Genomic DNA, 13212 nt, shown 5'->3' with positions numbered 1-13212 from the left:
CCGCCAATGCCAATAAAGGCTGGCATATCTATGATATGAACCTGCCGGAAGGGGGCCCGATTTCCACTAGCTTTACATTCGAGACCCTGCGTGGAGCGGAACTCGTCGGGAAGCCGACGCCTTCAGTCAAGCCGGTGACCGTACATGACGAAATGTTCAACATGGATCTCCGCTGGTTTCCCGGCTCGGTCTCTTTCTCCCAGAAACTGAAAGTAACCGACCCGAAGAAATTCAAAATCTCCGGGGAAGTCGAATATATGGCTTGCAACGACGAAACCTGCCTGCCCCCGGAAAGGGAAAGTTTTACTTTCGACCGGAAACACATTACCCGGACGAAGGCGATAGCCGCCCTCCTGCCCGCGGAAGGAGAGGTAACGGCAGGCGAACCGGCCGATACGGCCACCATTTCGGGAGAGACGGATTCCACCCAGGCAATAGCCGGTGAAAAGGATTCTTCGGCGGAAGGCACGGAATACACCTCCGCCAACATCACCGGAGAACTGACGAATCAGGTTTCCTTATGGGATCCGGTCGTCGACGAGTTGAAGGCATTCGGGGACACTTCGCTGAACGCAAGCGGCATGGCCTGGCTCTATATCTTCCTGGCCGGCTTTGCCGGCGGCTTGCTCGCTTTGCTGACGCCCTGCGTATGGCCGATGATCCCTATGACGGTCAGCTTCTTCCTGAAACGAAACAAACAAAGACGGAAAGCGATCCAAAGCGCTTTGGCCTATGGGTTGTCCATCATCGTAATCTACCTGATCCTCGGACTGCTTATCACGGGTATATTCGGAGCATCGGCATTGAACGACTTGTCGACCAACGCCATCTTCAACATACTGTTTTTCCTGTTGTTAGTGCTGTTCGCCGTCTCGTTTTTCGGCGCCTTCGAACTGGTATTGCCTTCTTCATGGACGAATAAACTGGACAGCAAGGCCGACTCGACCACCGGCATTATCAGCATCTTCTTCATGGCATTCACGCTGGTTCTGGTGTCTTTCTCCTGCACCGGCCCGATTATCGGGACATTGTTGGTAGAGGCCGCCTCCCAAGGGTCGGTCACCGGCCCGGCTATCGGGATGTTCGGGTTTGCCCTGGCGCTCTCCATTCCATTCAGCCTCTTCGCCATCTTCCCCACCTGGTTGCAGAGCATGCCTAAGTCGGGAGGCTGGCTCAATTCGGTCAAAGTGACGCTGGGCTTCCTCGAACTGGCGCTGGCATTGAAATTCTTATCGGTGGCCGACCTGGCCTACGGTTGGCGCATTTTGGACCGCGAGGTCTTCCTGGTGCTGTGGATCGTTATTTTCGCTTTGCTCGGGATCTACCTGCTTGGAAAGCTGAAACTAAAACACGATAGCGACCTGGACTATGTTTCCGTCCCGCGCCTGTTCTTCGCCATTATCTCCTTCGCCTTCGCCGTCTATATGGTTCCGGGCCTTTGGGGAGCGCCGCTGAAAGCGATCAGCGCCTTCGCCCCACCGCTCTATACGCAGGATTTTAACCTCTACAAGGGGGAAGTCCATGCCGCATTCGATGACTACGAGGCGGGTATGGCCTATGCCGAAAAGGTAGGAAAACCGGTAATGATCGACTTCTCCGGCTTCGGCTGCGTAAACTGCCGCAAGATGGAAGCCGCCGTCTGGATCGATCCGAAAGTGAAAAACATGCTGGAAAACGATTACGTGCTGATTACCCTGATGGTGGACGACAAGGCCAGCCTACCGAAAACCCTCGAAATCAAGGAGCACGGCAAGACGAGGAAACTCCGGACGATCGGCGATAAATGGAGCTACCTGCAACGCAGTAAGTTCGGCGCCAACGCACAGCCGTTCTACGTCCTGCTGGACAACGAAGGCAAGCCGCTCGGCCCTTCGTACGCCTACGACGAAAATGTAGACAACTATCTCAAATTCCTTAAAAACGGATTGGCGAATTATAAGAATAAACAATGAGCAACAGGAAAGAAAAAGTAGAAGCCTTCGGGCGCCTGCTTGATATTATGGATGAATTGCGTGTGAAATGCCCTTGGGACCGCAAACAGACGAACGAGAGCCTTCGCACCAACACAATCGAAGAAACGTATGAGTTATGTGACGCTATCATCCGGAAGGATGAAACGGCTATAAAGAAAGAACTGGGAGACTTATTGCTCCATGTCGTTTTTTACGCGAAGATTGGGGAAGAAAAAGAGGAGTTCGACATCGCCTCGGTCTGCAACGCCCTATGCGACAAACTGATCTACCGCCATCCGCACGTTTTCGGCGATACCGACGCCAAGACCAGCCAGGCAGTGGAACAAAGCTGGGAGCAGTTGAAATTAAAGGAAAAAGGCGGCAATAAAACCGTATTGGAAGGCGTTCCCGCCTCGCTCCCCTCGATCGTCAAGGCGCACCGCATCCAGGACAAAGCCCGCAATATCGGCTTCGACTGGGAAGAACGCAACCAGGTGTGGGACAAGGTGCAGGAAGAATTCGGCGAGTTGAAAAANGGAAAGTTTTACTTTCGACCGGAAACACATTACCCGGACGAAGGCGATAGCCGCCCTCCTGCCCGCGGAAGGAGAGGTAACGGCAGGCGAACCGGCCGATACGGCCACCATTTCGGGAGAGACGGATTCCACCCAGGCAATAGCCGGTGAAAAGGATTCTTCGGCGGAAGGCACGGAATACACCTCCGCCAACATCACCGGAGAACTGACGAATCAGGTTTCCTTATGGGATCCGGTCGTCGACGAGTTGAAGGCATTCGGGGACACTTCGCTGAACGCAAGCGGCATGGCCTGGCTCTATATCTTCCTGGCCGGCTTTGCCGGCGGCTTGCTCGCTTTGCTGACGCCCTGCGTATGGCCGATGATCCCTATGACGGTCAGCTTCTTCCTGAAACGAAACAAACAAAGACGGAAAGCGATCCAAAGCGCTTTGGCCTATGGGTTGTCCATCATCGTAATCTACCTGATCCTCGGACTGCTTATCACGGGTATATTCGGAGCATCGGCATTGAACGACTTGTCGACCAACGCCATCTTCAACATACTGTTTTTCCTGTTGTTAGTGCTGTTCGCCGTCTCGTTTTTCGGCGCCTTCGAACTGGTATTGCCTTCTTCATGGACGAATAAACTGGACAGCAAGGCCGACTCGACCACCGGCATTATCAGCATCTTCTTCATGGCATTCACGCTGGTTCTGGTGTCTTTCTCCTGCACCGGCCCGATTATCGGGACATTGTTGGTAGAGGCCGCCTCCCAAGGGTCGGTCACCGGCCCGGCTATCGGGATGTTCGGGTTTGCCCTGGCGCTCTCCATTCCATTCAGCCTCTTCGCCATCTTCCCCACCTGGTTGCAGAGCATGCCTAAGTCGGGAGGCTGGCTCAATTCGGTCAAAGTGACGCTGGGCTTCCTCGAACTGGCGCTGGCATTGAAATTCTTATCGGTGGCCGACCTGGCCTACGGTTGGCGCATTTTGGACCGCGAGGTCTTCCTGGTGCTGTGGATCGTTATTTTCGCTTTGCTCGGGATCTACCTGCTTGGAAAGCTGAAACTAAAACACGATAGCGACCTGGACTATGTTTCCGTCCCGCGCCTGTTCTTCGCCATTATCTCCTTCGCCTTCGCCGTCTATATGGTTCCGGGCCTTTGGGGAGCGCCGCTGAAAGCGATCAGCGCCTTCGCCCCACCGCTCTATACGCAGGATTTTAACCTCTACAAGGGGGAAGTCCATGCCGCATTCGATGACTACGAGGCGGGTATGGCCTATGCCGAAAAGGTAGGAAAACCGGTAATGATCGACTTCTCCGGCTTCGGCTGCGTAAACTGCCGCAAGATGGAAGCCGCCGTCTGGATCGATCCGAAAGTGAAAAACATGCTGGAAAACGATTACGTGCTGATTACCCTGATGGTGGACGACAAGGCCAGCCTACCGAAAACCCTCGAAATCAAGGAGCACGGCAAGACGAGGAAACTCCGGACGATCGGCGATAAATGGAGCTACCTGCAACGCAGTAAGTTCGGCGCCAACGCACAGCCGTTCTACGTCCTGCTGGACAACGAAGGCAAGCCGCTCGGCCCTTCGTACGCCTACGACGAAAATGTAGACAACTATCTCAAATTCCTTAAAAACGGATTGGCGAATTATAAGAATAAACAATGAGCAACAGGAAAGAAAAAGTAGAAGCCTTCGGGCGCCTGCTTGATATTATGGATGAATTGCGTGTGAAATGCCCTTGGGACCGCAAACAGACGAACGAGAGCCTTCGCACCAACACAATCGAAGAAACGTATGAGTTATGTGACGCTATCATCCGGAAGGATGAAACGGCTATAAAGAAAGAACTGGGAGACTTATTGCTCCATGTCGTTTTTTACGCGAAGATTGGGGAAGAAAAAGAGGAGTTCGACATCGCCTCGGTCTGCAACGCCCTATGCGACAAACTGATCTACCGCCATCCGCACGTTTTCGGCGATACCGACGCCAAGACCAGCCAGGCAGTGGAACAAAGCTGGGAGCAGTTGAAATTAAAGGAAAAAGGCGGCAATAAAACCGTATTGGAAGGCGTTCCCGCCTCGCTCCCCTCGATCGTCAAGGCGCACCGCATCCAGGACAAAGCCCGCAATATCGGCTTCGACTGGGAAGAACGCAACCAGGTGTGGGACAAGGTGCAGGAAGAATTCGGCGAGTTGAAAAACGAAATCGACCGGATGGACGCCGACAAGATGGAGGCCGAATTCGGCGACCTGTTCTTCAGCCTCATCAACGCCGCCCGCCTCTATAAAATCAACCCGGACAATGCGCTGGAGCGGACGAACCAGAAGTTCATCCGCCGCTTCAACTATCTGGAAGAACATACCCTCAAAGAAGGCAAATCATTAAAAGACATGACGCTCGGGGAAATGGATGCGATCTGGGACGAAGCCAAACGGCAAGGGCTCTGACCTTTTCATAATCATAAATTTATTCTCATGAAAACACCTTTTTTATTTTCTACTGCCCCTCCTCAAACAGACTTTACCTCCCGGTAAAGTACCTCACAAAACTTGGTTAATCATCCTATATCGATTCCACAATAAAAGCATACTCTCCGGAACAATTCGGCAGTTACAGTCGTATATTTGTATGTAGACAAGTTGATTTTTCTCCGTGGATCGAAGATCTTTTCACTACGGGACGAAGATCTTCGATCCACCGGGAAAAGATCTTTTCCCGGTGGGGAAAAACCGGGTTCTTCCTTGCATTCAGGGAAAACCGGTTTATAGAAAGTATGAACCATTAACCTTAAAATACAAATATGGCAATTTCATTTACAATCCAACACATCCCCGACCTTAAGAAAGGAAAGGGACATTCTTTGCCCGTTGCGCACGATCAACCCTACGGCACGTACAACATGGATGATATTTGCACACAAGCCTGTGCGCGTTCCACGCTCTCTCCGGCCGATGTAAAGGCGGCGCTTGATTCCTTTGCCTGGGTCATACAGAATCATAGATGCAGCGTTTTAATGAGATACTGCATCTATGATATAGAAGATGATTGATAATAAAAAGACTCCGCATGAAAAAACCGAATCATTCATTCTTTTTCCCTTCTACTTTCTATAGTGGATGTAAAGGCAGCAGAGATATCGGGACGACGCGAAGGTTCTCTATATTTCAACACAATGATAACCTTAAAAAATAACGATATGAAAGTTTCCAAACTGTTAATGTTACTTGGCTTTACCTTTTTTCTTCTTTTCGGATGCGATAAAAATGAAGAAAATGATTTAGGCTCGGATATGCTGGCCGGCTATTGGATCAATCCGCAATACCAAAACGACACGATCACCTACCAACGCTCAACGGTGCTAATAGACAATGAATATGGACTACAAATCCGGTCCAATCACAAACTTATCGAGAGGAAAAATTCAGGATGGTGCGGCACTCCTCCCGTCGCCTATGCCGATTTCGAAGGTAGCTGGTCGAAAGATGACTCCATCATCCGGATTAACGTAGGTTATTGGGGAGGTACGACCGAAATAAAATGGAAACTCATTTCCGTAGACAATAAAGAATTGAAGGTTAACGTACTCAATATCGAATACGCGGAAGATCAGTAGTAAGAAAATTTATTCATATCTAAAAAATCATGGACAAAACAAGAAGTTTATTTTTATTGCTCATCATCCTATTCTATGGTTGTGATAAGCATAATTACAAAGAGGATTCATATTTTTATCCTACGACGGTAGAACGTCTGTCCGATATGGATCTCTCCCGAATGAAATCGACTTTTGCGCAAATGAATCCATCTCTAAATACTTCTTTAAATTCATTTGGATTCTGCAGTTCCGAGTGGATTAATTTCCAGACTCCACCTATTACACAGCCATTAACAGAATCAGAAGCCATTGAAACCGTGAGAAAGTTTATTGCTCTGAATCCGACTCAAACAGGCGTCAAAAATCCGGAGGAGGTAACATTCTCAAAAATCAAATTCGACCCCGCAATGCGAGATAGCGCAACCTACTGGACCCTTCATTCTTCTATTCAAAAAATAAAGGGCTTAGAGGTATTATACACACAAATTATTTTCAGAATAAAGAACAGACAGCTCATCCAATGCATAGGGAATTGGTATTCGCCCGTCTACTTGCCAAAAGACATTAATTTCAACCAGGAAAAAGCCAAGGCGCTTTTATTAAACACGGTTGTCGCACATTACACGATTGCCGGAGAGAAGCAAGAGATAAAAATACGCGGAGAAGATTTAAACGGGAGTACGGCCAGATTAGTTATATACCCTGTAATATCCGAAGAAAAAATAGAATTAAGGGAAGCCTGGGAAATCAACATACCCGCCCCAGTGAGTTATATAATTTATGTTGATGCACTAACCGGAGAAACAGTCGGTAGCCAGCCAACGATTATATCATAAAAACACAGACCATATACACAGGCATATTTATTTATAAAAAATATAAACGCATGAAAACAAATAAATTACTATTAATGATTCCATTTTTTTTGCTGATTTTAGACGGAGGATGTGAAAAAAATAACGATTTATTATGGGAAATATCGCCTGGATCTGAGATACAAGATATTAATTATAAAGAAAATGGGATTAATATTCATTTTTGCTTGCTGAATGAGGAAGGAGAGTCCACGACCTCCTTCTCTGTAAAAGAAAATATTATTTTTAGTTTTTCTATTGAAAATAATTCCGATAATAATATTTCTATTCCAACTGATTTTATTGATTCGACATTTTATCGGGTCTATGAAAAATATGAAAATACAGATCTTGGAAAACCTTGGAGCGGATTATGGTGTGAATATTCAATGACCGATAAAAGAATAGAATTAGTTCCGTCCGGGACAAAGCATCTAAATTGCCCATGGATTTTAATAGATGGCCAACAACCGGATTATCCTCTTTGCATGAGTGAAAGTAAAGACTACCTTCCTATAGGAGAATATTATACTGCTATTCAACTAAAATTCAAGTATTATCAAGAGAAAGAATTGAAAACTATTGATAATGTTGTTTTTAAAATCAATTTTAAAATACAATAAGGCCATGAAGAAGTATCTATGTATTTATATCTTTATCTTTTTCATGCAATATACCTATGGATAAGTGGAAACAACTTTCTTTCCTCAGACAAAGGCATTCGATCAAGTTGACGTTATAAAAAACATCCAAAGCCAAATAAGATAAAAGAGTTTCAGAAAAAAGAAGCAGAAAACCCCGAATAGCGAAATAGAAAAGGCAGTCAAATTAAAAAACGAATATTATGAGCAAGAGAAATGAAATTTACGATATAAGTACCGAACTCTCCAGGGAATTTGGAGAAATAGGTACAGAGAAACGCAAAGAAGCCGTTACGAAAGCGTGGGAGGAATACAATGCACAGATTTTATTAGACGCTCGCAAAAATGCAAGATTGACACAAGAAGAACTTGCAAAACGCATCGGAGCTGATAAAGGATATATTTCAAGAATTGAAAGAGGGTTGACCGTTCCTACGGTTTCTACCCTTTACCGCATAGCAGCCGCAATGGGATTAACGGTAGAACTTAGGCCTATATGATTTCTTAAACATATACACTTCTTTTATGGATTATGTACGGTGGAGGCACTTTACGTCGTACCGGTAAAAGAAACATGAGGATGGAAGATCGAAAAGATTATTGGGATAACATAATTACCATATTAAAGTATTCAGAAGAAGTTAGGTAAGCTGTGTTCATAACATGATTGGAAACTCATTGAAAAAAGATTGGTTAGGATGATCAAAGCATAAAATAAAATTTTTGAGTCGTTTCCTCTTCCTCAAAAGTCAATGCCGATAAAAAAGAATATCCATAGGCATTGAGCAATCCTAACTGTTTTTGTGAAAATACTCCCGAATACCATGCATCGCCAGCGGGGAATCATTTGAATAAAGCTGAAAATAAATTAGCAAAAGAAGTGCAAGAATTTCAATTACTTTACTTAAATTTGTGAGACTGAATGTGAACCGGTCTTTATGACATTCTCATGCGGAAACACACCCTCAGCAAAATCCCCACCAGGTTTTACGACCGTTGCGCTTTCCTTTTTTGAATAGTTGATGCAGCCTTTTGAAAGAAATAAGCATCTATCTATAAGAATGATACGATCTAATATGTAAATTTTAATACTTATGGGAACAGCTACTCCGCCAGACAATTAAAAACAGACGAATTTTTATTCGCTAATGAATTCATTTAAATCAGATCAACTTATAAAAAAATATTATGAAAAAGAAAACAATTTTATCAACAATCATTCTCTTTTTCTTGATAGGAGAAATGGGGTGCGATAATGAGAATGACAAATCAGGAGTGATTATGGAAAAAAATGCAATGATCAACTTTTCTGACCCTGCATTAGATGGTTGTGGCTGGACGGTAAATATAGAAAATGAGGACTATCATGCCATAAATCTAAACGATGATTTTAAAATAAACGAGTTGGAAGTAAATCTGAAATATCAATTACTTTCGTCAATCTGGACATGCTCTCAATGGGAATCTAAGCAATATAAAGAAATTGAAATAAATAAAAAGCGGTGACGCCATGAAAAATTTTAAGTTGTTAATAGCGGCATACTGTTTACTACTTTCATTTATAATGATAGGACTGGGCGGATGTAATGATGACAATGAAAAAATATCTTCGTTATTACAAACTTGGAAATTGACAGAATTTAGAGAAGAAACAGGAAACATAGTGGCATTCGATGATTATGCCTGTTCGGAATGTTATACGCTGACCTTTCATAAAGATCATTCCATTACAGGTAAATCATCCATAAACATTATTGCCGGCACTTTTGATCCTTCCGGTAAAAAAACAGAAATCCATAGTGCAACAGAAGCATTGGAAGAAGGATTTGGTAATGTTTTTACGGAAACGCTTCCCTTAGTTCATTATTATATACTGGAAAATAATGAATTAAAATTATTTTATAGCAATAACGGATCTTTATTATTTAAGCCTGGTACGGATTAAATAATAAAACCGATCATTGAACTATTTTTTTGACGGACCTTATTCTTTCACTTTTTCTAAGGGGGAAACATTCACTAATAACAAGGAACGAATAATCTTCCTGTTTTAAAAATAATTTCACAAAGAAGCGTAAAAAAGCACAATCATTTTACTTAAATTTGTATGACTGAATTGTGACCCGGTCTTTATGACACTCTCATGCGGAAAACACACCCTCTGCAAAATCCCAACAGGCTTTACAACCGTTGCGCTTTCCTTTTTTTGAATAGTTGATGCAGCATTTTTAAAGGAATAAGCATCTCTTTATAAGAATGATACGATCTAATATGTAAATTTTAATGCATATGGGAACCACTACTCCGCCACTGATAATTAAAGTATACGAATCTTTATTCGCATGAAGGCTAAGTTTAATCAAACAAAACTTACTTAATTAAAATGTAAATGTATGAACACGAAATCTATTTTATTACTACTGATTTTTATTTTCTCATTTACCTTGACAACAGGTGGATGTGATAAAGATGAGTACTCTCCACCTTCGGATCCGACAAAAGCAATCTTAGGCAAATGGGAATTAATTGAAGTTGGTAATGAAAATTTTATGTCTCCATATAAAGATAATAGATATATAGAATATTTACCTGACAGTATATTAGGATGGTATTATTACGAAACAAAAGAATATATAATTTCAGATATAAAATATTGGATAGATGATTCTTTGCTTCATGAAAAGCAGATTCGGGAAGACGGTTATGAAATCATCACTAATTATACATACAAATTTTATGAAGATAAAATGCGTTTAAATTATGCCGATGGCATTTTAGCCATTTACACTTCTTTTACTTATCAACGTTTAAAATGAAATCACCATGAAAAGATTATTTACTGCATTATTTATATGCGTATCTTTTCTATGTTATGCTCAAGAACGAGAAAAAGCAATTATAGAAAAGAATACAGCCGGAATTATTGAATCCATTATTTTTTCTAACACAGATTCGATTATTAAAGCGCCTGCTTCTGCAACAGAATATTTCAGTGAATATTTAAAAATAGAAGCTACGGATGAGTTCAAAAAAATCAACCAAGTATCAAAACGAAAAGGACTTGTCCATGAGCATTTCCAACAACATTACAATGGCGTCAAAGTAGATGGAGTCGGATACAATTTTCACTACAAAAATGGAAATATGTATTTTGCACACGGACGCTATCTAAAGATAAAAGGCATTAATACTAATCCGACTATTGATAAAAATAAAGCGAAGGAATCCTTTGCCGATTACAAAAACATTCCTTTGGAAGTAATTACGGATTATCAAGCAGAATTGCTCATAAAGGAAATTCCGGCAAAAAATGATACTATATTGATGTTAGTATACAAAGTATACCTCTTTGCCGATCATAAAAATAATAATGAAACAGGATTTGTAGATGCACATAGCGGAAAAGTAGTAATGACCGAACCGTCAATGATTGATTTTTCTGCAACAGGAACTTTTGCCACGCGTTATTCTGGAACAAGGCAAGGCATTACCCATAATTACAATGGTAATTATCATTTAGTAGATTCAACAAAAGACGCCATTATACACACTTGGAATATGAATGGAGGTACAAGCATCAATAATCGCGTAGAACTATCGGATAATGACAATAATTGGACAAAAGCGGAACATTTTCCCAATAATAACGATATGGGATTAGATGTACATTGGAGCATACAACAAATTTACAACAGATTGAATAATGTACATGAAATTAATAGCTTCGATGATAATGGTTTTGCAATTAATTCATATATCCGTGATGGGAGAATTCCAGATAACGCAAGCTGGCGACCTGCAGACAGGGCTCTATTTTTTGGATCAGGAGGTACTTTTTTTCGATCATTGGCAAGTGTCGATGTTGTGGCACATGAATTTGGACATGGCATTACGCATTTTCAAATCGGCTGGGGAACAACGGGCGATCAACCTGCTTTTAACGAAGGATTAAGTGATATTTGGGCTGCAATCATGGAATCCCGGATTAATCCTAATTCCGTTTGGCAAATTGGTGAGCAACTTGATTTAAATTATGGCTGTCTCAGGAATATACAGAATACGGATGATGCAAATGCCAGAACCCAAATAGCAGATACTTATGGAAGCTCACAATATAACTCAGGCGATATATATGTCCGTGGTGGAGTATTTTCACATTGGTTTTATTTGTTGGTAAATGGGGGCAGTGGCACGAATGAGATAGGGAATAGTTATACAGTTTATGGAGTAGGCATGGATCCGGCTGAAAATATTATCACTGAAACTGTATTTAACAACTATCTTCGGAATACAACAAGCTATACAGGAATACGTCAGGCTTTTGTTAACGCGGCAAACAGTATAAATAATTATTTTTTGGCCCAACAGATAGAAAATGCGTGGTATGCTGTCGGCGTTGGAGAAAAACCAACTCAATTAAATTTCTCTGGCCCCTCCACCGTCTGCGACCAATCTACTTATACGATCGAAAATCTTCCGCAGGGAGCAACCGTACAATGGAGTGCAAGTGGTTTGTCCCCGAATTCCGGAACGGGTGTTTCATTTACTGCATCACCTGTAAATTATGCAGGAGTCGGTTATGTGAGGGCGAGCATCACATTCGGAGCGAACACTTATACCCTGTCTAAAGATTTAGAACTTAATGGCTATTCACCCATTGAAGGTCCGGATGAAGGATACATTAGTCAAAAAAAAGCCTACTTTACCATGCCGGAAGACATCGTTGTATCACAATGGATGGTAAATGGTGTTGTAATGCATCCTGATACACCTAATAGATTGATCCTTGCTCCCCTCAGCCAATATTATCCGGGCAACGTCTTAATTATTTGTACAGGTATATCCGATTGCGGTACATTTACAGCAACCAAAGATTTCCAGGTTATGGATGATACGGGAGGTCTCTATCTGATATATCCTAATCCCGCAAGTACCTCTTTCCGTATTAAGCAAAAGATTCCGGAAAATGAAGTTGCATCAGACAAGACGGATAATAGCGACTTGTCCGTACTTATCTATAACAATCAAAGTTCACTACTTGGTAAACATATCGTAAAAGAGAACGAGCCGATCGATATTCATCTGTTACGGGACGGTTTCTATATTGTACATATTATTAAGGATTCAAAAATATATGAGGCCAAACTAATCATTAAAAGAGATTAAAGTTTTAAGATTAGAACATTATAACCATCTGATTTTTATCATTATGGAACGACACTCTACCACTGACAATCAGGTTACATACGAATCATCATTTGCATGAAAATATTTATTTTGAATAGGCTGTTCGTAGCATGCACTACGAACAACCCATCCAACAATCGATACTTACTTTTGGAAAGAATGAACGATCTCGATCACCTCGCTTCACACGAAAAAGACCTCCGATTTGCGAAAGAAAGATAAAGGAGAAGGATATGAATGATGAAAACCGACTGATTAATTGTATATTCCGTGAAAATATATTAAATTTGTAATCATACGAAAAGAACGGGAAATGACTTTATTTGATGAATATAAAAAAATACGCAGGCGATTCTTCAATTTCTCCTTCACTGCTTTGGGAATATGACCTGTCCCGTTTTGACTGGTGGAAATCAAGAAAGATTGTGGTTCAGCGTGTCATTGAAAGAGGATGG

11 protein-coding genes and 2 pseudogenes are annotated in these 13212 nt (G+C 42.5%); all 13 read left to right on the top strand.

What is annotated here, in order from left to right:
• Positions 1 to 1952: protein-disulfide reductase DsbD family protein (locus BQ8014_RS05105; RefSeq protein WP_080903423.1), on the top strand; the 1952-nt coding region annotated here is incomplete at its 5' end.
• A pseudogene (gene mazG / locus BQ8014_RS05100) lies at positions 1949 to 2485 on the top strand (nucleoside triphosphate pyrophosphohydrolase); the annotation flags it as partial. The gene BQ8014_RS05105 and the pseudogene mazG (BQ8014_RS05100), both read left to right, overlap by 4 nt.
• 226 nt (positions 2486 to 2711) lie before the next feature.
• Positions 2712 to 4145, top strand: a pseudogene (locus BQ8014_RS05095) (protein-disulfide reductase DsbD family protein); the annotation flags it as partial.
• On the top strand, positions 4142 to 4927 hold the full coding sequence (gene mazG, locus BQ8014_RS05090) for a nucleoside triphosphate pyrophosphohydrolase (RefSeq protein ID WP_080903420.1): 786 nt from the start codon (positions 4142 to 4144) through the stop codon (positions 4925 to 4927). The pseudogene BQ8014_RS05095 and the gene mazG (BQ8014_RS05090), both read left to right, overlap by 4 nt.
• A gap of 353 nt (positions 4928 to 5280) precedes the next feature.
• A complete protein-coding gene (locus tag BQ8014_RS05080) occupies positions 5281 to 5529 on the top strand; it encodes an HU family DNA-binding protein (RefSeq protein ID WP_080903418.1) in 249 nt (82 codons plus the stop codon).
• A gap of 147 nt (positions 5530 to 5676) precedes the next feature.
• Positions 5677 to 6093 (top strand): hypothetical protein, encoded by a 417-nt coding sequence (locus BQ8014_RS05075; RefSeq protein ID WP_139785082.1) that lies wholly within the window; start codon positions 5677 to 5679, stop codon positions 6091 to 6093.
• A 29-nt stretch (positions 6094 to 6122) separates the two neighbouring features.
• A complete protein-coding gene (locus BQ8014_RS05070) occupies positions 6123 to 6911 on the top strand; it encodes a hypothetical protein (protein ID WP_080903416.1) in 789 nt (262 codons plus the stop codon).
• A gap of 50 nt (positions 6912 to 6961) precedes the next feature.
• Positions 6962 to 7552 carry a hypothetical protein gene (locus BQ8014_RS05065; RefSeq protein ID WP_080903415.1) on the top strand — a complete coding sequence of 197 codons (591 nt, stop codon included), beginning with the start codon at positions 6962 to 6964 and terminating at the stop codon, positions 7550 to 7552.
• A 221-nt stretch (positions 7553 to 7773) separates the two neighbouring features.
• Positions 7774 to 8070, top strand: a complete 297-nt coding sequence (locus BQ8014_RS05060) for a helix-turn-helix domain-containing protein (protein WP_080903414.1) — start codon at positions 7774 to 7776, stop codon at positions 8068 to 8070.
• A gap of 688 nt (positions 8071 to 8758) precedes the next feature.
• The gene (locus BQ8014_RS05055; RefSeq protein WP_080903413.1) at positions 8759 to 9076 is read left to right on the top strand and encodes a hypothetical protein; all 318 of its coding nucleotides are present in this window, start codon (positions 8759 to 8761) and stop codon (positions 9074 to 9076) included.
• A gap of 4 nt (positions 9077 to 9080) precedes the next feature.
• On the top strand, positions 9081 to 9515 hold the full coding sequence (locus tag BQ8014_RS05050) for an META domain-containing protein (RefSeq protein ID WP_139785081.1): 435 nt from the start codon (positions 9081 to 9083) through the stop codon (positions 9513 to 9515).
• A gap of 448 nt (positions 9516 to 9963) precedes the next feature.
• Positions 9964 to 10386, top strand: a complete 423-nt coding sequence (locus BQ8014_RS05045; RefSeq protein ID WP_139785080.1) for a hypothetical protein — start codon at positions 9964 to 9966, stop codon at positions 10384 to 10386.
• Between the two features lie 7 nt (positions 10387 to 10393).
• Positions 10394 to 12736 carry a M4 family metallopeptidase gene (locus BQ8014_RS19925; RefSeq protein ID WP_080903410.1) on the top strand — a complete coding sequence of 781 codons (2343 nt, stop codon included), beginning with the start codon at positions 10394 to 10396 and terminating at the stop codon, positions 12734 to 12736.
• Positions 12737 to 13212: the final 476 nt, after the last annotated feature.

It is taken from the genome of Parabacteroides sp. Marseille-P3160, from assembly GCF_900162725.1.
Taxonomy (GTDB): domain Bacteria; phylum Bacteroidota; class Bacteroidia; order Bacteroidales; family Tannerellaceae; genus Marseille-P3160.
The sequence above is the reverse complement of the archived record's forward strand: the minus strand, read 5'-3'. Positions and strand labels throughout refer to the sequence as shown.